This is a genomic window from Sphaerobacter thermophilus DSM 20745 (assembly GCF_000024985.1).
GTDB lineage: Bacteria > Chloroflexota > Chloroflexia > Thermomicrobiales > Thermomicrobiaceae > Sphaerobacter > Sphaerobacter thermophilus.
Genome location: NC_013523.1, coordinates 2,188,152 through 2,212,020, shown reverse-complemented (window position 1 = coordinate 2,212,020; position 23,869 = coordinate 2,188,152). Strand labels below are relative to the sequence as shown.

The following is a 23,869-nucleotide window of genomic DNA, read 5'->3' as shown; positions in this document are numbered from 1 at the left end:
GCGGATGCGTCAGTTGCCCGGCACCGCCCCGGTCCTCCCACCGCCCCCGGCGACGCTGCACCTGATCGGGATCGGCGGTATCGGCATGAGCGGGCTGGCCCGCATCCTGGCCGCGCGCGGCTACCGCGTGAGCGGATCGGATGCCGTCGACTCCCCGGTGGTGCAGGCGCTGCGCGCCGAGGGCTTCCCGGTGACCGTCGGCCATGACCCGGCCAACCTGGATGATCCGGACCTCGTCGTCGTCACCGCTGCCGCGCCAGAGTCGAACCCCGAGGTGGCCGCCGCCCGGGCTCGGGGTATCCCGATCATCAAGCGCGCGGCGCTGTTGGGACGCCTGTGCGACGAGCGCGTCTGCCTCGCCGTCGCCGGGACACACGGCAAGTCGACCACCAGCGGGATGCTGGCTCTGGCCCTCGTGCACGCCGGGGAGGACCCGTCGTTCGCGGTGGGGGCCGTCGTCAAGGAGCTGGGGACCAACGCGCGGCCGGGCGCTGGCCCGTTCTTCGTGGCGGAGGCAGACGAGTACGACTATAGCTTCCTCTGGCTCCACCCCGATGTGGCGGTGGTGACGAACATCGAGCACGACCACCCGGATCTCTTCCCCTCGCGGGAGTCTGTCCTGGAGGCATTCACCCGCTTCGTAAGTGGGATGCGCCCCGATGGCACGCTCGTCGTCTCGGCGGACGATCCGGGGTGTCGTGACCTGCTGGCACGACTCGGCGATCGTCGCCCGCGGGTGGTAACCTTCGGGTCCGACCCCAACGCAGACTGGTCGATCGTTCGTGATGAGGAAACGGGGTCGGGCGACCTGGTCCGCGCGCCGGGCGGGCGAACGCTGCGGCTGCGGCTGGCGGTGCCGGGTTGGCACAATCGTCTCAACGCGCTGGCGGCACTGGCTGCAGGGGAGGCGGCCGGTGTCGCGCCGGAGCGGCTGCTGCCGGGTCTGGCGGCCTTCGGCGGAGTCGGGCGGCGCTTCGAGGTGCGGGGGCAGGCACGCGGAGTGACGGTGGTCGACGACTACGCCCACCACCCGACCGAGATCCGGGCGACCATCGAGGCAGCGCGCGAGCGCTACCCCGCGGCGCGGCTCTGGGCGGTGTTCCAGCCGCATACTTACTCGCGCACCCGCGAGATGCTCGACGACTTCGCGGCCGCGCTATCGCTGGCCGACTACGTGGTACTCGCGCCGATCTATGCGGCGCGCGAGACCAATGACCTGGGCGTCAGTTCGGCCGACATTGCCGGGCGGATGGCCGGGCGGCCGGTGGTGGTGGTCGAGTCGCCGGCTGCGGCCGGGGAGGTGGTGGCCGCTGACGCGGAGGCCGGTGATGTCGTGCTGATCCTCGGCGCGGGGGACATCTGGAAAGCGGGCGAGCGGCTCCTTGGGCTGCTCGGCGCCGGGGAACAAGGGATTGGAGGCACGTGACGTGGCACAGGGCGCCAGGAAAATTCGCGTCGGTGTCATCTTTGGCGGGCGCTCGGGCGAGCACGACGTGTCGCTGCGCTCCGCGCAGGCCATCCTGCGGGCGATCGACCGGGAACGGTTCGAGGTCGTGCCCATCGGCATCACACGGGAGGGCCGCTGGTTGAGCGGTGGTGACCCGTTGCGGCAGCTCGCCGCCACCTCGCGCCTGGCTCTTGCGCCGGGGGACGACCCGCCGGCGGAGGAGTCCGACCTCGGCAGCGCGCTGGCCGTGCCGGAGACGGGCCACGCCGTCGAAGTCGCCGGTGCCGGTGTCGTGCAACAGCTCGATGTCGTCTTCCCGGTCCTGCACGGCCCGTACGGTGAGGACGGCACGGTGCAGGGTCTGCTGGAGCTGGCCGATGTCCCCTACGTCGGCGCCGGGGTGCTCGGCTCGGCGGTCTCGATGGACAAGGTTGTAGCCAAGCAGCTCTTCGAGCGTGAAGGCTTGCCGGTCGCGCCCTGGCTGTGGGTGACCCGCCGCCAGTGGGAACGCGACCCGGAAGGCGTGGCAGCGCGGGTCGAGCGGGAACTGGGCTATCCCTGCTTCGTCAAGCCTGCCAATCTCGGGTCAAGTGTCGGCGTCAGCAAGGTGCATCACCCGGGAGAGCTTCCCGGGGCGATGGAGGAAGCCGCGCGCTACGACCGCAAGCTTGTCGTTGAGCGGGGGATCGACGCGCGCGAGCTGGAGGTGAGCGTCCTCGGCAACGACGAGCCGATCACCTCGGTCGTGGGCGAGATCCGGCCGGTCAACGAGTTCTACGACTACCAGGCCAAGTACGTCGATGAGGGCTCGGAGTTGCTCGTCCCGGCGCCGATCACGCAGGAGCAGTCCGACACGGTGCGCGAGATGGCGGTGCGCGCCTTCAAGGTCGTGGACGCCGCCGGGATGGCGCGCGTGGACTTCTTCCTGGAGCGAAACACCGGCACCATCTACATCAACGAGATCAATACCATCCCGGGCTTCACCCAGATCAGCATGTACCCCATCCTCTGGGAGGCAAGCGGATTGTCCTTCCGGGAGCTGGTTTCCCGGCTGATCGAGCTGGCGCTGGAGCGGCACGCCGAGCGCCGCGACGGCAGCGGGGTATGAGCGAGCGCGTGTCCCAGCGGCGGTATCCGCCGGCCCGGCATGCCGCGCCACCGCGGCGTCGCCGGCGCCGCTCGCGCCTGGCGGGCTTCCTCCACGCCAGCGCGGTCAACGGTCGCCTGCCGGCTTTCTTGCTGGCAGTCGGGCTCTCGGTGTTGGGCGGGGGATTCTTGTTCTCCGACGACTTCGTTGTGCGCAGCGTCGTGGTCCAGGGGAACGCCCTGGCCTTCGCCGACTCGATCGTGGCGACCAGCGGGGCGCTGGGCCAGCCCGTCTTCCGGCTCGACACCGAGGAGGTGGCCCGCCGCGTCGCCGCACACCCGGCCGTGGCCTCGGCGGAGGTGCGTACCGAGTTCCCCGACCGCGTCGTGGTGCGCGTGCAAGAGCGGGTACCAGTCCTCGCCTGGCAAGCCGGGGAACAGGCCGTGCTGGTGGACCAGCAGGGATGGGTGATCGCACTGGGATTCGATCCCAATCTGCCGCGCGTCGTGCAGACAGAGGGGGACTTGCCGCGCGTGGGTGCGCAGATTTCTCCGGAGCTGATACAGGCGATTCAGGTCGTTCAGGAACGCCTGGGCGAGCGGCTCACGATGGTAGCCTACGAGCCGCGGCTGGGCCTGACGGCCCACCTGACCGAGGGGCGGACGGTCGTGCTGGGTGGCAGCGACCGCCTGCCGCTCAAGCTCAATGTGCTGGATGCGGCGCTGTCGCTGCCGGACCACTGGTCACAGCTCGACCTGCGCGAGCCGGAGCGTCCCTACTACCAGTAGCCAGGAGCGAGGATGCTTGTTCACAGTGTTCGGACACTCAGGCATAGTGGCGCCGGGTTGGGATTCCGACGCGCGCACGTACGTACAGCGCGCATGAACAGCTTGTGCTATACTGGCGCTCAGCGGCGGCTCATCACTCAGATCCCGTACGTACAACCTTACTCGTCTGGTAGGTAGTCGAGGATGACAGCGCATCGCTGGTATGTTGGCCTTGACATTGGGTCATCGACCGTCGCGGTAGCCACGGCGACCCACGACGCGGCCGGGCAGGTTGCGCTCGCTGGTTGCGAGGTGCTGCCGAGCGCCGGCGTGGTGCGGGGCGAGGTGGTCGACGCTGCGGCGCTGGAGCAGGTGCTTGCCGCCGCTCTCCGGCGCGTGGCTGAGCGGACTGGCGCCCCGGTCGAGCGGGTGGCGTTGAGCGTCTCCGGGTTGCACCTGCGTCGGGTGACGGCCGCGGCCGAGCAGCGCACCCCGCGGGCCGTGCGTGTCGAGGCCGACATGCTCGAAGCGCTCCACCGGCGCGCGCTGCGCGACCCACGCGTGGCCGGAGTCGTCCTCGCCTCGGTGCCGCGCGGCTGCACCGTCGATGGCTTCCCGGTCGTCGATCCCCTCGCTGGACTGTACGGACATGTCGTGCGCGTGAAGATGGAAGTGTATAGTATCCCTACATCCTACGTAGATACGCGCGCGCGCATCCTCGCACAGCTGGGCGCCGAGGTTGATTTGCTGATGCCGCGAGCGATGGCGGCAGCCGAGGCGGCGCTGCCCGCGAGTGTGCGGGAGCAAGGCGCGTTGCTGATCGATCTGGGCGGGACGACGACTGACGTGGCGGTCTACCTCGACGGCCAGATCCGCGAACTCTTTTCGATGCCGATCGGGGTTCGGTCAGTGGCGACCCTGGGCCGTGGCGTCACGCCGGTCGCGTCCGGTGCTCGAGGGTACCCCGCGCCGCGCACGGTGCCCGGCGGGGGCATGGTCGATCTATTCCATCGTATCCGCCAGCGGCTGGACGACCTGGACCTGGGCTGGCGGCTAGCTGGTGGCGCGGTGCTTGCTGGTGGTGGCGCCGGCATTGATGGCGTACTTGGCGCGGCGCAGCGCGGGCTGCGCATTCCAGTCCGGTTGGCGCGGCCAGGCGGGCCGCGCTTCAGCGACACGCGCACTACCGGCGCGGTAGGGTTAGTGCTGGCCCAGGCGCGGCTCCGGCCGTTGGAGCCTGCGCCCGAGGGGGTGTTTGGCATGGACGAAACGTTGCCGGACGAGTTCGAGGAGGTGGAGCCGGAGCCGCCTCGTCCGGGCCTATGGCCGGCCCTCGGTCGCTGGCTGCGTGAGTTCGTGCCGTTGGGAGGTACCGATTAGGCCGTTGGGCCCGGGGGACGTGTTGTCGGCGGCGAACTCATACGTGCATACTCTTCTGTAAACTGCGTGCTATCCAGCGCGACTCACAGGGAACGGGCGCCGCTGGTGTGCTGCGGGGAGGATCTTGAATGTTCAACGTCCACGATGACGACTTCACAAACTCATTCGCACGGATCAAGGTCATCGGCGTCGGCGGTGGCGGCGGTAATGCCGTGAACCGAATGATCGAAGCCGGAGTAGAGGGCGTCGAATTCATCACGGTCAACACCGACGCGCAGGCCCTGGTCAACTCCCTGGCGCCGGTGACGGTGCGCATCGGCGACAAGCTGACCAAGGGGCTCGGGGCCGGCGGCCGCCCGGAGATCGGTGAGCGCGCGGCCGAGGAGAGCATCGACGCCCTCGGCGAGGTGGTGCGCGGCGCCGATATGGTCTTCATCACCGCGGGGATGGGCGGCGGCACCGGTACCGGCGCCTCGCCGATCGTGGCCCGACTGGCGCGGGAGACCGGCGCGCTGACCGTCGGCGTGGTGACCCGTCCGTTCGACTTCGAGGGCGCCAAGCGTCGCCGCGTGGCCGACGAAGGCGTGGCCGCCCTCAAGGAGCACGTGGACGCGCTGATCACGATCCCCAACCAGCGGCTCATCAGCCTGGTCGATCCCAAGACGCCATTCTCCGAGGCGTTCCGGCTGGCCGACGACGTGCTCCGCCAGGGTATCCAGGGCATCTCCGACCTGATCGTCAAGCCCGGCCTGATCAACCTCGACTTCGCCGACGTCAAGACGATCATGCGCGACGCCGGCTCGGCCCTGATGGCGATCGGCCGCGGTACCGGGGAGACCCGCTGCGTCGACGCGGCCCGCATGGCCATCGAGAGCCCGCTGCTGGAGATGAGCATCGACGGTGCGGTCGGCGTTCTTTACAACATCATCGGTGGGCCGGACCTCTCGCTCACCGAGATCACCGAGGCCGCCGAGATCATCCGCGCGGCCGCGGACGACGACGCCGAGATCATCTTCGGCGCCACGACCGACGAGTCGATGGGCCGGGATGTCCAGATCACCCTGATCGCCACCGGCTTCCACGGCACCAGCCAGCCGCGCCGCCAGCGGCCGGACCGCCGGTTCCGCCAGGCGGCCGAGGCCCAGGCAGGTGGCCAGACGGCGCCGCCGCGCGTGCCGCTGTTGCCGGACGACGAGTGGTCCGAGCCGGCTATCTTGCGCTTCCTGCGCGAGCGGTAGGAGTTTCCCGTGCGCTGCCCCTTCTGCCAGGCACGGGACTCGCGGGTGATCGACTCGCGGGAATTGAGCGGCGGCGACAGCATCCGGCGTCGGCGAGAGTGTCCCGCCTGCGGCCGCCGCTTCACCACCTACGAGCGGGTCGAACCCGTCGCCCTGATGGTCGTCAAGCGCGACGGCCGGCGCGAGGAGTTCGACCCGCGCAAGCTCCGCGACAAGCTGCGCATCGCGCTCACCAAGCGACCCGTCCCGCAGGCGGAGATCGACCGCATCGTGGCGACCGTCGAGACCGAATTGCTGGCGATGGGCACTGTCGAGGTGCCGAGCACCACAATCGGGGAGATCGTACTGCGGGAGTTGAAGCAGCTTGATCAGGTGGCCTATATCCGCTTCGCCTCCGTCTACCGCGACTTTGCCGACCTCGACGATCTCCGCCGGGAGGTCGAGGTGCTGCGCGGCGCCTCGCCGGGCCCGAAGCGCGCCGGGTAGGCGAGACCGGTGATGGGCCGCTCCCCGCTCGCCCTGGCCGTGACTGGGGCGGATGGCGCGCCACTCACGCGCTTGCGCTACGCCAACACGCCCGGGACGCCCGCGTTCCGCTACCACCCCGATCGCATCCACGTGACAGCCACACTTGGCGATGTCCTGGCAACCGAGGGCGCCGGGTCCCAGCGCGGCGTGCAGGTGCGTCTCACCGTGCCGCGCGGCTGGCTGACGCTGCCCGGCACCACACGCTTCCTCCCGGCGGGCGAGTCGAGCGTCTCCTGGACGGTCTACCCGCGCGGGCTGCCCGGCGACTACACCGTTCCCCTCCGGGTCGAGGTCTTGCGCGACGGGCGAGTGGCTGCCTCGGCGGAGACGTCGGTCGCCGTCACCGTCGAGGCTTACAGTCAGTTCGACCCCGCGCGGCACTCCCTCCCGTTCGCGAACACCGTGGCGGACCTGGGTGTCGTCCGGCCGGACCCGGCCCTCTTCGCACGCACCTACCGGCTGACGCTCCTGCCGCAGGCGTTCTTCCGCGGGCTCTACGGCGCCGTCGTCTTACTTGGTGGCGAGTCCGGCGCGCCGCATGGGGGCCTGTGCACCGGCATGGCGCGGGCGGCGCTGGAGCAGAGCCTCGATGCGCTGCCTCCGGGCGCCAACCTGCTCAACGAGGTCATCATCCTCCACGGCCGGCAGTTGACCGACCGCGCCCTGCTCTCCTCCGCGCCGTGGTTCTTCTGGCCCGGCCCGGCCCGGGCATTCCGCCGCTTTCGTGCCGACCTGCTGTCGAGCGGTCGCAGCGACCGCTGCTGGGACATCGGCGTCCCGCGCCCCTGGCGGCGCGACATCGCCCGAGCGTTGGTCGGAGAGGGGCACACGGTCGTTCCCTATGGCTTCCGCCAGGAGTCGCCGGACCGCGTCGAGGTGCTCGTCTGGGATCCGAACCATCCCACGGGGCCGGGTGCGGCCGCGTCGATCCTGACCCTCGACCTGCACGGCGACACCTATGGCTACCGCCACCGCGCGGCCCTGGGGGAGCGCCGGACGACGATCATTGCCGTCCGGCAGGCAGCCTACCGCCGCGGCCGCACCGCGCTCCTGGCGAGCGCCGCGAGCCTGCTTCTCTACCCCGCGTCGGTCGGCCTGACCCGGCGACGTCTTACCATCGGGGGTGCGGTCATCGCCGGTGCTACCGGCATCACCCTGGCCGCCGCTCGAGTTACCCGCCGCGTCGCGGCATGATCGGACGCGGGCGGAACGCGTCGCGCCTTTCCGGCAGCGCAGGCATAGGGCGCGGGACGGTCACCCAGAGAGTGGGAGGGGCCTGCGCCGGTGCGGGTGCCCGGGGGTTTACCCCCCGGGCACGCGCCGACCGCATACATCCGAACTAGGGACGCCGATCCGCCGGCCACACTCGCGAACCGGTATCATGCGGTTCGGCGGGCGTGGCCGGAGCGGCACGCCACAGAATTTCCCAGGGAGAGAAGGTCCGACGTGGAGCCAGACCCGCGCGATGAGTTGTTCGATGTTCTGACGGCCGAGGGGGTGCCGACCGGAATGGTCAAGCCCCGCGCCGCCGTGCACCGGGACGGCGATTGGCACCGGTCGTTCCACTGCTGGGTCGTCTGGCGGGGGCCGGACGGATGCGTTCAGGTCTTGTTCCAGCGCCGCAGCCCGACCAAGGACACGGTGCCCAACCACCTCGACGTGGCTGTCGGCGGGCACTACCGCTCGGGTGAGACGCTGACCGAGGTGGTGCGCGAGGCGGAGGAGGAGCTGGGCCTTCCCCTGGGGCTGGACGACCTGGTGCCGGTCGGCGCGCGCCGCGCGGTCGGTCGTGGGCCCGGCTGGGTCGATCGTGAGATCCAGGGCGTCTTCGTGGCGGTAGTGCCCGACGGGCTGGCGGGGCTCCGCCCCGCGCCGGACGAGATCACTGCGCTCACCGTCGTCCGCGCCGACGACCTCGTCCGGCTTTTCCCCGACAGCGGGCAGGCCGATCTGGAGATACCTGCCCTGTGCGCTCCCGTCCTACCCAACCGCGGCCTCGGGCCGGCCGAAGCGGCGCGGGTGCGCGCTGCCGACTTCGTTCCCGTCACCGACCGCTACTGGGCCGTCGGTGCCCAGGTCGCCGCCCGCGTCCTCGCTGGGGAGCGGGGGCTTGACCTGGGGCTGTGGTGAGGGCTGCGTTCGCCTACCCTCCGCCGCCCGAGATCATGTTCATGCGCCGGAAGCGCACCACCGCGATCGCGAGCATCAGCGCGGTGTAGCCCACCAGGTTGGTGACGATCCAGGCCCAGTCGGTCGCTACCAGGTCGGTGCCGGTCGACAAGGCGTTGAGCGCGGTGTTCGGGAAGATGCGGGAGATCCACCGGCCGAGCGTACCCAGCCCCGCGATGATGCTCGTCGTGAAGTCCCCGACGAAAAGGGCGGCCATGGTCACGCCGATCCCGGCCGCCAGCGAGCGGGTGACGATCGTCAGTGCCGCCGCGAAGAGCGTCCAGAAGGTCGAATAGACCATGCCGATCAGCATCAGGCGGGCCGCGTCGCGGAAGAAGCTGGCGGTGAGCCACTGGTCGGTGCGCAGTGACCCGTCCACCACGATACCCGCCACCAACGACCCGAACAGCCCGATCGCCGCTCCCAGGAGCATGACGACGACCACGGCCAGCAGCAGGACCAGCAGCTTGGCGATCAGCAGGCGCACCCGGTCCGCACGCATCAACAGCATGGTGCGCAGCGTGCCCCAGGAGAACTCGCTGCCGAAGGTGCCGGCGGCCAGGATCGCCAGGAGCACGCTGCCGACGCCCTGCGCCAGCCCGACGCCCAGCGAGAAGCCGTCCGGCAGGAGGATCATGTCCTCGAAGCTCTGTCCTTCGGCGCCCTCGACGGTCACGTTCCCCTCGAATCCGCTCACCAACGCCAGGATCAGGGAGGTGTAGACGAGCACGGTGAACCCGAAGAGGATCACCACGAGGATCCAGGTCATCGGCCGGCGAACGATCTTGGCCAGCTCGACGCCGAACAGGGTTCCGAGCGATGCCATCTCAACCCTCCCCCCGGCGCGCCTCGGTCAGCGCGAGGAAGCGCTCCTCCAACCGGCTCTCGCGGACGCCCAGGGCGCTGACGGCGAAGCCCGCCTCGACGAGCGCCCGGTTGAGCGCAGCCGCCTCGTCCACCGGTGCGTCGACCAGCAAGTGCCCGTCCTGCTCCTCGACGCCGCGGACCACAGGGAGTCTGCGCAGCAGGTCCGCCGCGGCCTCCGGCCGATCCACGCGGATCGCCAGCCGCTCGCCGCCGGCCAGGATCTCGGCCAGGGGACCGCTGGCGATCAATGTGCCGCGGTGGATGATCGCGACGTGAGTGCAGATCTCCTGCACCTCATGGAGGAGGTGGCTGGAGAGGAAGATGGTCCGTCCGGCGCTGGCGAGATCGCGGATCAGACTGCGGATTTCGTGCTGCCCGGCGGGGTCGAGCCCGTTGGTCGGCTCGTCGAGGATGAGCAGGTCTGGCTCCAGCAGGAGCGCGGCGGCGATGCCCAGACGCTGCTTCATCCCCTGGGAGTAGCCGCCGAAGTTGGCGTTGGCGCGGGCCGTGAGGTCCACCATCTCCAGCGCGGCGTCGATCCGCTTCGGGTCGTCGATCCCGGCGATGCGCGCCATCAAGCGCAGGTTGGTCCGCCCACTGAGGTAGGGGTAGAAGCTGGGGCGCTCGACCAGCGCGCCGGTGCGGGCGAGCGCGGCCGGCAGGTCGGTGCGGACGTCGTGGCCGAAGATGGTGGCGGTCCCCTCGTCCGGCTCTATCAGGCCCAGCAGCATGCCGATCGTGGTCGTCTTCCCGGCCCCGTTCGGGCCGAGGAAGCCGAAGACGGAGCCAGCCGGGACCGAGAACGTGAGCCGATTGACGGCGACAAACGTGCCGAAGCGCTTGGTCAGCCCAGCGAACTCGATAGCCGGCGGGCCGTTCTGGCTGAGGCCCATGCGTCGCACCTCCCTTCAGCGGCGCCCCTGGCGGCGCGCCTACCGCTCGTGCTTGACAGTTACCCCGCCGAACAGGCAGACCGCGTTGACGGTGAGCGTCGGCGCGTCCGGTGGCAGCGGTCCGTCCTGGTCGGTCTTGTCCTCGTAGCCCCCGAAGATCGGGAGTCCGCTGATCGCGATGTTCCAGCCGCGCGGGACGAGGATGTCGATCCCGCCGAAGGCCGTGTATACGTCGAGGGTGGCGCCGGCCGGCAGGAGTTGTGCCTGCCGCAGATCGAGTGTGATCCCGCCGAAGAGCGCGGTCGCCCAGCCGCCCTGGAAGTCTTCGGAGCGGTTCACGATGTCGTTGCCGCCGAAGATCACGAAGCTGCTGACCGCGTCGGCCGGGTCGAGGCTCGCCCGCCGCGGGCCGCGGCGCAGGATCACGAACAGGCCGATCGCGATCAGCACCAGCGGCCAGAACAGGCTCCAGATCGAACCGGGGACGAGCCCGGTCGTGCTTGCCAGGAACACCAGTCCGACCGCGATGAGGATGGCCGGGCCGACTCGCGTGTGCCGGCTGGCGGCGAGTTGAGCCAGGCCGATGGCGATGATCGCCAGTGGCCACCAATCGCTGATGATCTGGCCGACGTCGGGCCCGCCCAGCGTCTGGATCAGTAAGAGGGCCCCGAGCAGGACGAGTAGCAGGCCGATGAGCGCGCGTCCGGTGAGTTCTCGGGCCATGATGCACCCCCAAACGGGCTTTCGGTGAGCCGCTGCCGGAGTCGCGCCATCGGTCGGCAATCGGCCCTACCACACGATATGGCCCAACTCTACACGGACGTCAATAGCGGACGCGCCGCGCACGTGCGGAGAGTGCAACATGAACGCAACAGTCTGCGTGGTGAATGGGGAGAGATACGGACCCGGCCCCGCGGCGGAGGCGGGGCCGGATGAGGTCTATCAAACGCGCTAGCGGCGGAGGAGGCCGGTGGCCGCGATCAGAGCCATCAGGATGCCGCAGACCACGTTGTTGATCGTCCCGGCCGTCATCACGGTGAAGTCGAAGAGGAAGGGCGCCGCAGCCACGAAGACGCCGGTCAGCACGCCAACCCACGACCACACGCGCCACCGCGGTATGGCGAGCTGGGTAATGGCGAAGCCGATGATCAGCGCAGCTCCCATTCCATTGGCGATCCGCGCGCCCTTGTACTCTTGCAAACCCAACCAGTAGGTAGAACCCAGGATCCAGATACCCAGGGCGATATTGAGGGCCTGGATGAGGCTGAGCCCTGCCGACGAACGGGCCTGTTGCGCCTGCACCGCTTCTCCTTCCCTATCTCCATGACCGCCGCGACGCGGGGCGCTTCCCCGCCGCCGGCTCCCGGGGCGATTGTATATCTATTTGCCCGGTCGGGTGCAAGTCCCTGCTCAGCGCAGCGGGACGCCGCCCTCGTGGCGCTCGTTGGACGGAGTGGCGCGGCCTGGGTAGGATGGGAGCGGGCAGGCCTCGGCGCCTGCCGATCCGTCGGGAGGGCTACGGCGCATGCTCACAGAGCAGCCGAGCAGGGTGGGGGCGGAACTGGCTCTCGAGACGCCTCTTGGAGAGGGGAGCCTGGGGCGCTGGGTGGCGCGCGGCGCGGTTGCGCTGGCGATCGTCCTCTTCGGCGCCCTCTGCCTGTACCAGTATCACCTGCCGGGCCTCCACTACGATGAGGCCTTCGACGTCGTCCCCGCCTTGCAGATTCTCCGAGGGGATCCGGTGACCCTACCGCGGGGAGTCGGTATCCACCTCTTCGGGCGGTCCTTCCCGGTGATGCTCGGCGACACCTGGGGCATTGTCAGCACCTATGCCGTGCTGCCGCTCTTCTGGCTGCTCGATGTCGATGTGCTCGCCATCCGCCTCTGGCCGATCCTGGCCGGGATGCTCGCCGTGTTCCTCACCTATCTGATCGGACGGCGGATCTACCACCGCTGGGTCGGGGTGGGCGCGGCGTTGCTGCTGTCGATGTTCCCCTCCTATGTCTTCTGGACGCGGGTCGGGATTTCCGCCATCGCCCACCTTGTCGCGATCATGCTCGGCATCATGCTGGCCTACCTGGCATGGCGCGGGCGTGAGACACGGGGTGGCACGCGCTGGCTTGTCCTGATCGGACTGCTAGCCGGCATCGGCCTTGCCACGAGGCTCCTCTTCGGCTGGCTTCTCCTTGCCGTGCCGATCGCCTACGCCATCCTGGTCCTGGCCGACTGGCTCAGCGAGGACCGCCACGCCGCCTACTCGGTGCGCGACACGGTGGAGCTGGCCATCGACCGCCTGAAGCGCGATCTACCGTTCCGGAGCAAGCGCGAGGCGCTCTCCCCGCTGGCCGGCGCTGCCGTCGGTGCCTTCCCGGTGCTCTACTACAACGTGGTCACACGCGGCAGCTCCCTCGGCCAGCTGGCCAACCCGTCCCAGACCGGCCAGGGCGTCGACAACCCCACCCTCTGGGACAACCTGGAGACGGTGGCCGACGGGCTCAGGACCCTCCTGAACGGCGGTTCCTTCTGGTTCTACGGCGGGATCTTCACGAACCCGCTCTACCCGTGGGTGGTGGCCGTCAGCGCGGTCGGGCTGCTCGTCCTGGTCCACCGCGTGCCGGAGTTGCGGCGCTGCCGGCGTTCGACCGTCTTCCTCCTCGGCTTCGCCTTCGCTGTGTTGCTCCTGAGCTGCTTCACCGTCTCGATCCCGGAGTCGACCCGCCTGCTCATCCTGCTGCCGATCCCGCAGTTGCTCACCGCCGGTTTCGCGGTCTTCGGCTCCCGCTGGCTCGCGCGCAAGCTGCGATCGCGCCTGCGCCCGGCGCTGACGGCGACGGTGGTGGTGACGCTGCTCTTCGTGCCGCTCATAGCGCGCGACCTGTGGGTGGACGCGCGGTACCACCGCGCGCTGGCGCGGAGCGGCGGCCGGAGCGACTTCTCCAGCGCCATCTACGACCTGGCCGCCTATCTGGATGAGCACGGCATCACCCGGCCCTATGCGCTCGATCGAGGCGTCAAGTGGAACATCATGATCCTGACCCAGGGGCGTGTCGAGCCGCTGGAGATTGCCGGGACGGGGGCCGAGTCCGGATCGGGCTCAGAGGCAACGGTACAGGACCTGCTGGCGGCGCCTGATCCGGTCATCCTGGTCCGCGCTGAGGCGGGGAATCCCTCTCACCAGCTCGCGTCGTTGGAGCAGCTCGTCTCCGCCAGCGGCCGCACCCCACGGCTGGAGCATACGTTTACTCAACGGGATGGGACGCCGGTGTTCCATGTCTTCCGTGTGGGAGAGTGAGTCGTGATCCCATCCTTTATATATGTCTCCTACCTGAGCGATCCGAGCATCGGGAGTAATCCCGGAGGGGGACAGATCCAGGGCCTCGGGAACGCGAAGCCGAGCGACGACTGCGCCGCTGCCGCGGGCGCATTGCCCGTGTCGTAGGGTAGGACCTGGACATGGATCGTCTCAGGACACCTGTGCAACCACAGCGGCGCGAGGCCACGTTAGCTCTTCCCGAGACGCCTGAGCGCTTTTGGGCTCACCCTCATTCCCTGTGGATCGCCATCGCGGCGGCCTGGGGTATCCGGCTGGTGCTGGCCTGGCTGTCGCTCCGGCTGGGCTTCGTCGAGTACAACGCCGATGGCTTCACCCGCGTCATCCACGGCTACGAGTGGCTCCAGAACCCGCGGTGGGAAGTCGGGGTCTGGCTCCCGCTGCACTTCTGGTTGCTTGGTGGCGCGCTGGCCATCTGGGACAACCTTTACCTCGCGCCGAAACTGCTGGCCACGCTCGCCGGGCTGGCCACGATCACCAACCTGGCGCTCGTCGGCGCCACCCTTGCGGGGCGGCGGGCCGGGGCCCTGACCGCGCTCGTCGTCGCGGCGTTCCCATACGAGGTCTGGTTCTCCGTGAGCGGCATGGCCGAGCCGGTGTTCCATGCGTTCGTCAGCGGCGCCGCGCTCGGCCTGGCCCGCTGGTGGGTCACCGGCTCGGGCCGCCCGCTCGTCCTCGGCGCCCTGTCGCTCATGGCAGCCACAGCCGTTCGCTACGAGGGGTGGTTCTACGCCGCGGTCTGGGCCGCGCTGGTGCTGGGCGGCGGCTGGCTGCGTGGCTGGCTGCGCGGCCGCCGGCAGGCTGGCGTCGTCCTGGGCGCGCTGCTCCCGTTCCTCTTCATCGGCGTGTGGCTGCAGCAGAACTACGCCCATTTCGGTGATCCCCTCGCGTTCGCGCGGGAAACGGCCGCGATCAAGACCGAGCTGGACCCGGCGAACGTGAGCGCATCGCTGCTGCAGCGCCTTCTCGCCTACCCCCGGGCGCTGCTCCAGATCGTGCGGGTCGTGGTGGTCGCCTCAACCGGCGCGGCGCTCTGGCTCCTTCTCCGTCACCCCCGGCGCTGGGGCGTGCACGTGGTGTTCGTCGGCGGGCAGGCACTGCTGCTGATCCTGGTCACGGCGACCTTCGCGAATCTCGGCCCGGGCGCCGAGCGCTACCTCCTCTCGAACGTCGTCCTGCTCCTCCCCGCGCTGGCGGCCGCCGCACTCGACCTCTGGGATCTGCGCCCGACCGGGTGGGGAGCGACGTCCCGGTATGTCCAACGCGCGGCGCGCCTCGTCGCCGTCCTCGGCGTGGTCCTCTTGCTCGCCAGTTTCGGCCGGCGGCTCGCGGCTCCGCCGCGCGACTACCCGGATCCGGACACACGGGAACTCGCCCCGGTGCTGACCACGGCGCTTCGCGAGCCGGACCCGCTCGGCCGGCCCTTCGTTCCGGTCGTCCTGCCTCACCCACCAGCCGACGCCTACAATGCCGGTTACGCGCTGCGCATCCTGACCGGGCAGCCCGACACGGTCGTGGTCACGGACCAGCCGGCGCTGCTGACTGACATGCTCGCGACGCATGGTGCCCGGCTCTGGGTCGTCGACACGACCGCGGAGGTCGACCCCCCGGCCGCAGAGCGCTCCGTCACCGTCGGCCGCTTCGTCATCGGCTGGCCGGCAGGGGAGTGATCCTGCTCCTCGTCACAACCGCTTCCCGTGGAGCGTTCAGGAGCAAGGAAGGTGGTGTCCGCACGCTACGTCGTGCACAGCGCCTCGTAGCCCCTTGGACGGATACCAGTCCCCCCGTGCTGAAATGGGCTGGTGTACCATCTCTGGGGCGTGGCCAACGAACGTGCACCTGTGCGCGCCCATGCGGCGATGGGGCCGGGAGGTAGGACGAAGGCGGTGAGCGCCGTTGGGCATCGGTTTCATCGACTGATCCGTCGCTGGGACGTGCGTGTGGCGTTCCACGTGCTCGTCCTGCTCGGGCTGCTCGGGAGCCTGGGCGTCGCCGCGCTGAGCCAGCCGTACTTCACGCGAGGTGTTGAGGCGGGGGAGGATCTCCAGCCGATCCCGCACACCGATGTCAACCCCCTGGGCGTCAACACGCTGCTGAATGAGGAAGCCGACCCGGAGAAGGTCGAGCGCACGCTCGACATGATCGCTGCGGGCGGCTTCACCTTCGTGCGGCAGATGTTCGCGTGGTACGAGATCGAGCCGGCCAAGGGGGTCTACGTCGACCCACGTACCGGGCAGGATACCTGGGAGAAGTACGACCGCATCGTGAACCTGGCCCACGAGCGCGGGCTGGAGATCATTGCCCGGCTCGACAAACCGCCGCGCTGGGCGCGGGAGGGGCAGCCGGGCGTGGATCAGGTGCCTGACGGCCCGCCGAACAACGACGCCGACTACGCCGACTTCGTCCGCACCGTCGTCAGCCGCTACCGGGGCAAGGTCCGCTACATCCAGATCTGGAATGAGCCGAACCTGTACGGGGAGTGGGGCGGGCAGCCGATCAACCCGGCGCGCTTCACTGAACTGCTCAAGGCTGCCTACACCGCGGCCAAGGAGGCCAACCCGGAGGTGGTCGTTCTCCTTCCGGGCCTGGCCCCGACCGACCAGCGCGGACCGGAGAACCTGAACGAATTCCTCTTCCTGCAGGGGATGTACGACGCCGGGGCGAAGGACTACTTCGATATCGCCACGGCGATGGTCTACGGCTACGGCTACAGCCCGTACGACCGCCGGGTCGAGTTCGAGCGCAACAACTTCTCCCGCGTGATTCAGATGCGGGAGGTGATGGTGCGCAACGGTGACGCCGACAAGCCGATCTGGGCGGCCGAGTACGGGTGGGTGTCGCTGCCGGACGACTGGACCGGCGATGCTTCGGTCTGGGGCAGGCCGGTGAGTGCCGAGACGCAGGCGCGCTACCTGCTGCAAGGTTATCTGCGGGCGCAGCGCGAGTGGCCCTGGCTCGGCGCGATGTGCGTCTGGCTCTTCCGCTTCCCGACGTCGCCCACCGCCACGCCCGATGCGGGCCGCAACCCCACCCGCGGCTTTGCGATCGTCAACTACGACTTCTCACCGACTCCGGCGTACACCACGCTCGCGGGGTCCCGCGCGCGGCTCGACCGCGCCTACACCGGCGCGTATCCCGCCAGCACCCGACTGATCCAGCACGACGGCGGGTGGAACCTCGTCGGGGAGGGGACAAGCCAAACCCTGGTGCCGGCGGCAGCCGGGGCGACCCTACGCATCCCCTTCAGCGGACCGCGGCTCGACCTGCTGCTCGACGGGAGCGGTCAGGGCTTGATGGTGACCATCGACGGCGAGCCGGCACCGGGGTTGCCGACCGACGAGACCGGGGCGGCGATCGCTGTGCCGGACGCAGATGGCCGAGTCACCGTGGCCGACGGGCTCGACGACGGGCCGCATGTGGCCGAGATTCGCGCCCTGGCGGGCGAGGGCGGCTCGGTGGCGTTGGCCGGCTTCGTCGTCGTCCGGCAGCCGTGGCAGTCCTGGGCCTACCCCTGGATCTACGGAACCTTCGCCGTGATGGTGGTCCTGACCCTGGCGTCGCTCGTGTGGAACTGGCGCTTCCGCCCTGCCCTGCCGCCGAGCCCGACGGGCGGCGGGGCCAACGGCCACGTCCCGCGACGCCTCACTGCCGCTGACCTCCGTGCTCGGTCCCGCGCCCGGCGGAGCACGGTGCGCCGCCGGTGAGCGCATCCTCCCGACCGAGCGGCCCTCACCCCGTCCGCTCTCCCAACGTTGGGAGAGGGGGGTGACGTACGGAAGTCGACAGAGAGTCGGGGTTTCTGGAACCCGAGTTCGTGACACGCGGAGGGGTATAATCGCGTTTGCGTTGGTGACCGGAGCGCGTCGGCACTGCAACAGGACATGACCCATGAGGTCCCCATGAGCATGCAGTCCCTGACCTACGTGGTCGGCACGGCCGGCCACGTCGACCACGGTAAGTCCACGCTGGTGAAAGCCCTGACCGGCATCGACCCGGACCGGCTCCGCGAGGAGAAGGAACGGGAGATGACGATTGACCTGGGCTTCGCCTGGATGAAGCTGCCCAGCGGGCGGCAGATCAGCATCATCGACGTGCCGGGCCACGAGCGCTTCATCAAGAACATGCTCGCAGGTGTGGGCGGAATCGACGCGGCGTTGCTGGTGGTCGCGGCCGACGAGGGGCCGATGCCGCAGACGGCCGAGCACCTGGCGATCCTGGATCTCCTCCAGATCGAGCGGGGACTGATTGTCTTGACCAAGACCGACCTGGTCGATGGCGAGTGGCGGGATCTGGTGGTCGAGGAGATTCGCGAGGCGGTGCGCGGCACCGTGATGGACGGAGCGCCCGTGGTGCCGGTGTCGGCGGTGACCGGGGAGGGGCTGGACGACCTGCGCGCCGCCATTGATGCACTGCTGGATGCCGTCCCGCCGCACAACGAAACCGGTCGGCCGCGGCTGCCGATCGACCGGGTCTTCACCGTAGCAGGCTTCGGCACGGTAGTGACGGGGACGCTGCTCGGCGGGCCGCTGGAGATCGGTCAAGAGGTCGAGATCCTCCCGGCCGGGCGGCGTGGGCGCGTGCGCGGGCTGCAGAGCCACCGGTCGAAGGTGGAACGCGCACAGCCGGGCTCTCGCACCGCGGTGAACCTGGCGGGGATCTCGGTCGAAGAGATCGCCCGAGGCGATGTGCTGACGGTCCCTGGCTGGCTGACGCCGACGCGCCTGCTGGATGCCCGGCTGCGGCTCGTGCCTGACTCACCGGTCGCCCTGGAGCAGAACGACGAGGTGGACTTCTTCCTCGGCTCGGCCGAGACCCTGGCGCGGGTGACCTTGCTCGATGCCGAGCGGATCGAGCCGGGGCAAGAGGGCTGGGTGCAGTTCCGCTTCCCAACGCCCCTGGTGGCCGTCAGAGGCGACCGCTTCATCGTGCGGCGCCCCTCGCCCAGCCTGACGATCGGCGGCGGGGTGGTCGTCGATGCGCACCCACGTCGCCACCGTCGTTTCCGGCCCGAGGTCATCCAGGCGCTCGAGGTGCTTGCCTCCGGGGCGCCGGAGGAGATCGTCGCCCAGGCACTCGCCGCCGGGCCGCAGGAGCGCCGCGCGCTCGTGCGGAGCGTGGCGCTGCCGGAGTCCGATGTGCAGGCGGCGATCGACCGGCTGGTCGCGGAGGGCCAGGTGGTGGCGCTCGGTCGTGGCGGCCCGGCGGGCTACCTGATCCGTGCCGACACGCTGGAGCGTATCACCGGCGACATCCAGGCCCTGCTCGAGTCCTACCACCGGCGCCAGCCGCTCCGCCGCGGCATGGCCAAGGAGGAGGTCCGCAGCCGGACCGGTCTGCCTGCTCGTGTCTTCGAGGAGATCGTCGCCCACGCGGCTTCCGCGGCTGCGCTGGTGGACGACGGCGAGACACTGCGCCTTCCCGGCCACGAGATTACCTTCACCCCGGAGCAGCGGGAGAAGATCGACCGCTACCTCGCGGCACTGCGGGCGGCGCCCTACACGCCGCCCGGCCCGGCCGAGTTCGGGATCGACCCGGAGGTCGCCATCGCGCTGGCCGAGACGGGCGAGGTGGTGCGGGTCGACGAGGGGATCATCTTCGCCCGCGAGACCTTCGAGGAGATCCAGCGGCAGGTCCTGGAGATCATCGACCGGGAGGGCCGGATCACACTGGCCCAGTTCCGCGACCACTTCGGGTCCAGCCGCAAGTACGCCCAGGCCGTGCTGGAGTACCTCGATCACCAGCGCGTGACCCGGCGTGTGGGGGACGAGCGTGTCCGTTACCACTCCGCCTGAGCCACGCCCGGTCTTCCTCGCTCCGCACTACGACGACGTGGCACTCTCCTGCGGCGGGACCGTGGCCTCCTTCGCCGAAGGCGGCGCGCGCCCGCTGATCGTCACCTGCTTCGGCGGCGCGCCGACCGGGCCGCTCAGCGACTTTGCGCGGTTCCAGCACGAGCGCTGGGGGGTCGGACCGGACGACGCCGTGCGCATCCGTCGCGCGGAGGAGGCGTGCGCCGCTGCCGCGCTGGGAGCCGAAGCGCTTTGGCTCGACTTCCACGACGCCATCTACCGGGGCACGCGCTACACCTCGGATGACGACCTCTTCGGCCCTCTCCACCCGGACGACCGCCCGCTGGTCGACGACCTCACCGCGGCCGTCGCCGCGCTGGCCGCACCGGGCGCGACGGTCTACGTGCCGCTCGGCTTGGGCAACCATGTGGACCACCAGATCGCCACGCTCGCGGGACAGCGGCTGGCCGGGATGGGCCGCCGCGTGCTGGCGTACGAGGACTTCCCCTACGCCGGAGACCCGGCCGGTGCGCCCGCGCTCCAGGCGCGTGCTGCGGAGGTCGCCGCGGGTCCGGCCGAGACGCGGTTCCTCACTCCGGTCCAGTTGGAAGCGCGGGTGCGCGCCATCCTCTGCTACCGCACCCAGCTCCCGGTCATCTTCCGCCACCAGGGCGATCCGGCCGAGTCCACCCGCCGCTACGCCCGCGCCGTCGGCTCCGGCCGCCCGGCCGAGCGCTTCTGGCCGCTGCGTACCAACTCCTAGGTCTCGGTGTGGCGGGTAGGCAGGCCCCAGCGGGCGCCGAGGCCTGCCGTGGACTCATCGGGGCGGGCGCGGGTCGTACACGGTATCGGCGCGGGTGAGGGTGAAGGCAGCCGAGCCGTCGCCCGCCACGGCGTAGTTGACGTTGTTCGACACACCGACGAGCGCGCCGTCTCCCACCACGCCGATCACAGCGGAGCCGATGAACCCGTCGAGCATCTCGCTGTACCGGAGGGTATAGAGGGTGGCCCCGGCATGCGGGCCGAGCGGCAGGTTGAACGGCGCTTCCGCGTCGGTCCCGGTTACGGTCGGCGCGACCGGCACCCCGGCCGAGTCGACGAACTGCACCCAGGCCACGACGGTGTCGTTCGGGGCAGGGTTGAACAGGTTGATGCCCGAGGTGTCGCCGGTGCCGGTGTCGGTGATCCCCCTCTGCACCAGCGGCAGTGCCAGCAATCGCTCGTAGAACCAGCGGCCGGTGTCGAGCACGGGAACACCCCCATTCGGCTCGAAACCCGATAGGTCGCCCGAGGCTGGGTACGACATGGCGTGACCCTGACCGTGCCCGGCGAGGTACTTCACCTCGTCGATCGCCGCTGCCAGTGGGTAGTTGCCCACGATCTGCACCGCCGTGATCTGGCTGTCGCCGATACCGACATTGCCCGTGGCCGGGGTGTAGACGTACTCCATCGCCCGTGGCGGGATGGTGAGCAAATCAGTTGCCGCCACGTTGCCGTCGTAGTTGTAATAGGTCACCGTGACCCGGTTATAGAAGCTGGACAGATTCGCGATGTTGATCCCCGTGTTCCAGCCGTTGTAGTCGCGGAACACCAGGGGGCCGTACGCAACGCACTGGTCGCAGGTGTCCCCATTCGTGGGCTCATCGTAGCGCGGCTGAGCGACGGTTGTTAGCATCATGCCCGTTTCCGGCTTCATCCGGAACGCCGCGACGACCACGTCCTCTGTCGCGTCCACCCAGAGCGACCCGACGCGCCCCTCTGGCAGCGGGGTGTCGGCCATGAGGTCGACCGACACGCTCTCCCCCGCGGGCAGCCAGTAGTTGCCGAGGATAAGGGTTCCCCGGCCAGCCACACCCTGGCCTTGAGCCGGATAGAACGTGGCGTTCACCGTGGTGTCGTTCTGGGAAACATTGGTGATGAAGATCTCGGTGTTCCAGCCGCTGCTGGTCTGCACGATGGGAACGACCCAGCGGATCTGCTCCTCCAGTGTCTCCCCGCCCTGTGCTGCACGCTTCAGGTCGCTGTGCGGCACGGCGCTGTAACCGTCCACCATCTCGGTAGTGCTCGTCGTCTGCGGGCCGAACAGAGTGCCGACCGTGTGCTTCTCGACTCCGGCGATCCGAGGGGGCGGGCACTTTTCGTACACCTTCACCCGATAGGTTACGTTTGCTGCCGGCTCCGGCCCGCTCGGGCTCCAGTCGACGGCAAGCGTGCCGTTTCCGTCCCACCGGGCGACGTAGCTATCGGCAGGGAAGACGAAGTCCGGCTGGTAGATCTTGCCGATGAGAACGGGGGACGTCAGGGTCAGCTTCTGGAGGACATCGAAGCTACGTGAGGGGTTCCTACTAAACGGAATATCGCGCTCCACGCAGACACTTTGGTCGATCTGGTTGACCTCCTTTGGGTCAGTCCAGGTTGCCTCAACGACGATCCCGGCCCCGCCGGGGGTGCCCTCCTCGGGATTCTCCCGCGGTATCTTCAGTTGTGCGGCGGTCCAGACCTGCGATGCGCGCGGATTGAGCGTGAGCCCGGCGAGCTTCTGTCCGACGGTGTTCTTGACCACCACATCGACCGCGACGGGCTCCACGTTCTGCACGATGATCGCGCCGGTCACACCGGCCACCCCGGCGATCGTGTCGTGGTGCGGCACCCAGGGGAAGTAGATGCGGTCCACCACCGCATCCGCGGAATCAGCGACGGCGGGACTGATGGCAGCCGTCAAGAGCGCGGTGGCCAGCCCCAGCGCCACCGCGAGGCGAAGCAGTCTGGTGTGCAATGGCATGCTTCCTTCCTGCCGGTCGGCGACCGGTACTCCTCCCCTACCCCGTGCCTCGCGCCGGGCATGCAGCAGCCTCTCGCCGGGGCGCGAGGCGTCTCGCTCCCCGACCTCCTTCCATTCAGGCGCGCCGAACCCACCCGATGAGTCGGGTGATCTTACGGCACAACATGGCTAGTACTAAGGTACTATGATCGTATCACAGGATGGTGAAATGTCAAGTGTTGCGCGTGGTCATTTCGTGAGAGCGTCGCGATTGGTGGAGCATGCGAGGTTCTCGGGGCAAGGCACACGGCGCGGAGCCGGGCCGTCGGCCCGGCTCCGCTGCCGTCATCCCGGTGGTCAGACGCTCGCTGCGACGGTGTCGAGTTGCCGCAGGGCGTTGGCCATCTCGATCGCGGTGACGGCGGCGTCGAAGCCCTTGTTGCCTGCTTTGGTGCCGGCGCGCTCGATCGCCTGCTCGATGGTGTCGGTGGTGAGCACCCCGAAGATGACCGGGACGCCGGTGGCGAGCGATACGTTCGCCACCCCCTTGGCGACCTCGGACGCGACGTAGTCGAAGTGCGGGGTTGCGCCCCGGATCACGGCGCCGAGGCAGACCACCGCGTCGTAGCGCCCGGAGTCGGCCATGCGCTTGGCCGCGAGCGGGATCTCGAACGAGCCCGGCACCCACAGCACGTCGATCGCGTCGGGATCGACCTCGTGCCGCACCAGCGCGTCCAGCGCGCCCTCCATGAGCTTCGAGGTGACGAACTCATTGAAGCGTGCGACTACCATACCGATGCGCAGCCCGCGCCCGGTCAACATACCCTCAATCGTCCGCATCGTCTCTCTCCTTACGCCTGCTGCGTACCGGGGTGCCCTGGTGCCCCCGTGCGGTTGTGTGGGCGCTGCGCCGCCGCTAGCACCCGTACGCCGTACCCTCGCGGGCGGCGGTCCCCGCGGGGCTGTGGTCTGCCACGCCGGCCGGGTGGCGGTCTGCCTGTGCCCGGCGAACGGCGGCGAGGTCGGCGACGCTGATGATCGGGATGTCGTGGCGCGTGGCGAAGCGCTCCAGTTCGGGGAGGCGGGCCATGGTCCCGTCGTCCGCCATGATCTCGCAGATCGCCACCACCGGGTGCAGCCCGGCCAGGCGTGCCAGGTCGACCGCCGCCTCGGTCTGCCCCGGTCGCTCCAGCACCCCGCCGGGACGGGCGCGGAGCGGGAAGACGTGGCCGGGCATGGCGAAGTCGGCTGGGGTGGAGGCCGGATCGGCAAGGGTGCGGATCGTCCGGGCCCGGTCGTGCGCCGAGATGCCGGTCGTGACCCCCTGGCGTGCCTCCACCGACACGGTGAAGGCGGTGCCGAAGGGTGCCGAGTTGGACGCCGGGTCGACCATGAGCGGCAGGCGCAGCCGGTCGACCCACTCCGGCGCCATCGCTGCGCAGAGGAGCCCGCGCGCCTCGCGCACGATGAAGTTCACCGCTTCCGGTGTGATGAACTGTCCGGCGATGCAGAGATCGCCCTCGTTCTCCCGGTCCGGCCCGTCGACGATGATGACGAACCGGCCCGCGCGCAGCGCGGCGATGGCCTGCTCGATTGTCGCCAGCGGCACGAT

Annotated in this window: 20 protein-coding genes; 13 read left to right on the top strand and 7 right to left on the bottom strand. The window is 69.6% G+C overall.

Translation table 11 applies throughout. The annotated features are described in order from the left end of the window. Window positions 1–4: 4 nt before the first annotated feature. The 8 genes from murC (at window position 5) to STHE_RS17990 (ending at window position 8,577) form a co-directional block, all read left to right on the top strand. Window positions 5–1,426, top strand: coding sequence for a UDP-N-acetylmuramate--L-alanine ligase (murC, locus tag STHE_RS10040; RefSeq protein ID WP_012872467.1), 1,422 nt, complete (start codon window positions 5–7; stop codon window positions 1,424–1,426). Continuing rightward, window positions 1,413–2,555 carry a D-alanine--D-alanine ligase gene (locus STHE_RS10035; RefSeq protein WP_281047858.1) on the top strand — a complete coding sequence of 381 codons (1,143 nt, stop codon included), beginning with the start codon at window positions 1,413–1,415 and terminating at the stop codon, window positions 2,553–2,555. Before murC ends, STHE_RS10035 begins: the two co-directional genes overlap by 14 nt. Beyond that, window positions 2,552–3,322, top strand: a complete 771-nt coding sequence (locus STHE_RS10030) for a cell division protein FtsQ/DivIB (protein ID WP_012872465.1) — start codon at window positions 2,552–2,554, stop codon at window positions 3,320–3,322. Before STHE_RS10035 ends, STHE_RS10030 begins: the two co-directional genes overlap by 4 nt. 183 nt (window positions 3,323–3,505) lie before the next feature. Further along, window positions 3,506–4,681, top strand: a complete 1,176-nt coding sequence (locus STHE_RS10020; protein ID WP_012872464.1) for a cell division protein FtsA — start codon at window positions 3,506–3,508, stop codon at window positions 4,679–4,681. A 128-nt stretch (window positions 4,682–4,809) separates the two neighbouring features. Further along, the gene (gene ftsZ / locus STHE_RS10015; RefSeq protein ID WP_012872463.1) at window positions 4,810–5,919 is read left to right on the top strand and encodes a cell division protein FtsZ; all 1,110 of its coding nucleotides are present in this window, start codon (window positions 4,810–4,812) and stop codon (window positions 5,917–5,919) included. Between the two features lie 9 nt (window positions 5,920–5,928). Continuing rightward, the gene (gene nrdR, locus STHE_RS10010) at window positions 5,929–6,405 is read left to right on the top strand and encodes a transcriptional regulator NrdR (RefSeq protein ID WP_012872462.1); all 477 of its coding nucleotides are present in this window, start codon (window positions 5,929–5,931) and stop codon (window positions 6,403–6,405) included. Window positions 6,406–6,417: 12 nt separating this feature from the next. Then, the gene (locus STHE_RS10005) at window positions 6,418–7,641 is read left to right on the top strand and encodes a hypothetical protein (protein ID WP_012872461.1); all 1,224 of its coding nucleotides are present in this window, start codon (window positions 6,418–6,420) and stop codon (window positions 7,639–7,641) included. A 252-nt stretch (window positions 7,642–7,893) separates the two neighbouring features. Next, on the top strand, window positions 7,894–8,577 hold the full coding sequence (locus tag STHE_RS17990) for an NUDIX hydrolase (protein WP_012872460.1): 684 nt from the start codon (window positions 7,894–7,896) through the stop codon (window positions 8,575–8,577). A gap of 13 nt (window positions 8,578–8,590) precedes the next feature. On the opposite strand, the gene STHE_RS09995 is transcribed toward STHE_RS17990, so the two are convergent. The 4 genes from STHE_RS09995 to STHE_RS09980 all read right to left on the bottom strand — a co-directional run bounded on the left by STHE_RS09995 (window position 8,591) and on the right by STHE_RS09980 (window position 11,678). Continuing rightward, window positions 8,591–9,442: an ABC transporter permease gene (locus STHE_RS09995; protein WP_012872459.1), complete on the bottom strand. Its 852-nt coding sequence runs from the start codon at window positions 9,440–9,442 to the stop codon at window positions 8,591–8,593. 1 nt (window position 9,443) lies between these two features. Further along, a complete protein-coding gene (locus tag STHE_RS09990; protein ID WP_012872458.1) occupies window positions 9,444–10,376 on the bottom strand; it encodes an ABC transporter ATP-binding protein in 933 nt (310 codons plus the stop codon). A 39-nt stretch (window positions 10,377–10,415) separates the two neighbouring features. Beyond that, window positions 10,416–11,099, bottom strand: coding sequence for a LiaF transmembrane domain-containing protein (locus STHE_RS09985; RefSeq protein WP_012872457.1), 684 nt, complete (start codon window positions 11,097–11,099; stop codon window positions 10,416–10,418). Window positions 11,100–11,327: 228 nt separating this feature from the next. Beyond that, window positions 11,328–11,678: an SPW repeat domain-containing protein gene (locus STHE_RS09980; protein ID WP_012872456.1), complete on the bottom strand. Its 351-nt coding sequence runs from the start codon at window positions 11,676–11,678 to the stop codon at window positions 11,328–11,330. 223 nt (window positions 11,679–11,901) lie between these two features. On the opposite strand from STHE_RS09980, the gene STHE_RS09975 reads away from it, so the two are divergent. The 5 genes from STHE_RS09975 to STHE_RS09955 all read left to right on the top strand — a co-directional run bounded on the left by STHE_RS09975 (window position 11,902) and on the right by STHE_RS09955 (window position 20,259). After that, window positions 11,902–13,668 carry an ArnT family glycosyltransferase gene (locus STHE_RS09975; protein ID WP_012872455.1) on the top strand — a complete coding sequence of 589 codons (1,767 nt, stop codon included), beginning with the start codon at window positions 11,902–11,904 and terminating at the stop codon, window positions 13,666–13,668. Window positions 13,669–13,829: 161 nt separating this feature from the next. Then, window positions 13,830–15,377, top strand: coding sequence for an ArnT family glycosyltransferase (locus STHE_RS09970; RefSeq protein ID WP_012872453.1), 1,548 nt, complete (start codon window positions 13,830–13,832; stop codon window positions 15,375–15,377). Between the two features lie 216 nt (window positions 15,378–15,593). Beyond that, window positions 15,594–17,411, top strand: coding sequence for a cellulase family glycosylhydrolase (locus tag STHE_RS09965; RefSeq protein WP_012872452.1), 1,818 nt, complete (start codon window positions 15,594–15,596; stop codon window positions 17,409–17,411). 195 nt (window positions 17,412–17,606) lie between these two features. Beyond that, window positions 17,607–19,499 carry a selenocysteine-specific translation elongation factor gene (gene selB, locus STHE_RS09960; protein WP_012872451.1) on the top strand — a complete coding sequence of 631 codons (1,893 nt, stop codon included), beginning with the start codon at window positions 17,607–17,609 and terminating at the stop codon, window positions 19,497–19,499. Continuing rightward, the gene (locus STHE_RS09955; protein WP_012872450.1) at window positions 19,477–20,259 is read left to right on the top strand and encodes a PIG-L deacetylase family protein; all 783 of its coding nucleotides are present in this window, start codon (window positions 19,477–19,479) and stop codon (window positions 20,257–20,259) included. The genes selB and STHE_RS09955 overlap by 23 nt, the downstream gene beginning before the upstream one ends. Window positions 20,260–20,313: 54 nt before the next feature. On the opposite strand, the gene STHE_RS09950 is transcribed toward STHE_RS09955, so the two are convergent. From STHE_RS09950 to ribB, 3 genes are all read right to left on the bottom strand, one after another. After that, on the bottom strand, window positions 20,314–22,272 hold the full coding sequence (locus STHE_RS09950; protein ID WP_041399001.1) for a hypothetical protein: 1,959 nt from the start codon (window positions 22,270–22,272) through the stop codon (window positions 20,314–20,316). A gap of 342 nt (window positions 22,273–22,614) precedes the next feature. Beyond that, window positions 22,615–23,097 (bottom strand): 6,7-dimethyl-8-ribityllumazine synthase, encoded by a 483-nt coding sequence (gene ribH, locus STHE_RS09945; RefSeq protein ID WP_012872448.1) that lies wholly within the window; start codon window positions 23,095–23,097, stop codon window positions 22,615–22,617. 76 nt (window positions 23,098–23,173) lie between these two features. Beyond that, window positions 23,174–23,866 carry a 3,4-dihydroxy-2-butanone-4-phosphate synthase gene (gene ribB / locus STHE_RS09940; protein WP_012872447.1) on the bottom strand — a complete coding sequence of 231 codons (693 nt, stop codon included), beginning with the start codon at window positions 23,864–23,866 and terminating at the stop codon, window positions 23,174–23,176. Window positions 23,867–23,869 lie beyond the last annotated feature (3 nt).

What these genes read in the sequence shown, in the direction of transcription:
- STHE_RS10020 (WP_012872464.1), top strand. Translation starts at nt 3,506, where the DNA reads ATGACAGCGCATCGCTGGTATGTTGGCCTTGACATTGGGTCATCGACC.
- STHE_RS09985 (WP_012872457.1), bottom strand. Translation starts at nt 11,099, where the DNA reads ATGGCCCGAGAACTCACCGGACGCGCGCTCATCGGCCTGCTACTCGTC.
- ribH (WP_012872448.1), bottom strand. Translation starts at nt 23,097, where the DNA reads ATGCGGACGATTGAGGGTATGTTGACCGGGCGCGGGCTGCGCATCGGT.
- STHE_RS09995 (WP_012872459.1), bottom strand. Translation starts at nt 9,442, where the DNA reads ATGGCATCGCTCGGAACCCTGTTCGGCGTCGAGCTGGCCAAGATCGTT.
- STHE_RS09990 (WP_012872458.1), bottom strand. Translation starts at nt 10,376, where the DNA reads ATGGGCCTCAGCCAGAACGGCCCGCCGGCTATCGAGTTCGCTGGGCTG.
- selB (WP_012872451.1), top strand. Translation starts at nt 17,607, where the DNA reads ATGAGCATGCAGTCCCTGACCTACGTGGTCGGCACGGCCGGCCACGTC.
- STHE_RS09975 (WP_012872455.1), top strand. Translation starts at nt 11,902, where the DNA reads ATGCTCACAGAGCAGCCGAGCAGGGTGGGGGCGGAACTGGCTCTCGAG.
- STHE_RS09970 (WP_012872453.1), top strand. Translation starts at nt 13,830, where the DNA reads ATGGATCGTCTCAGGACACCTGTGCAACCACAGCGGCGCGAGGCCACG.
- ftsZ (WP_012872463.1), top strand. Translation starts at nt 4,810, where the DNA reads ATGTTCAACGTCCACGATGACGACTTCACAAACTCATTCGCACGGATC.
- murC (WP_012872467.1), top strand. Translation starts at nt 5, where the DNA reads ATGCGTCAGTTGCCCGGCACCGCCCCGGTCCTCCCACCGCCCCCGGCG.
- STHE_RS10005 (WP_012872461.1), top strand. Translation starts at nt 6,418, where the DNA reads ATGGGCCGCTCCCCGCTCGCCCTGGCCGTGACTGGGGCGGATGGCGCG.
- STHE_RS10030 (WP_012872465.1), top strand. Translation starts at nt 2,552, where the DNA reads ATGAGCGAGCGCGTGTCCCAGCGGCGGTATCCGCCGGCCCGGCATGCC.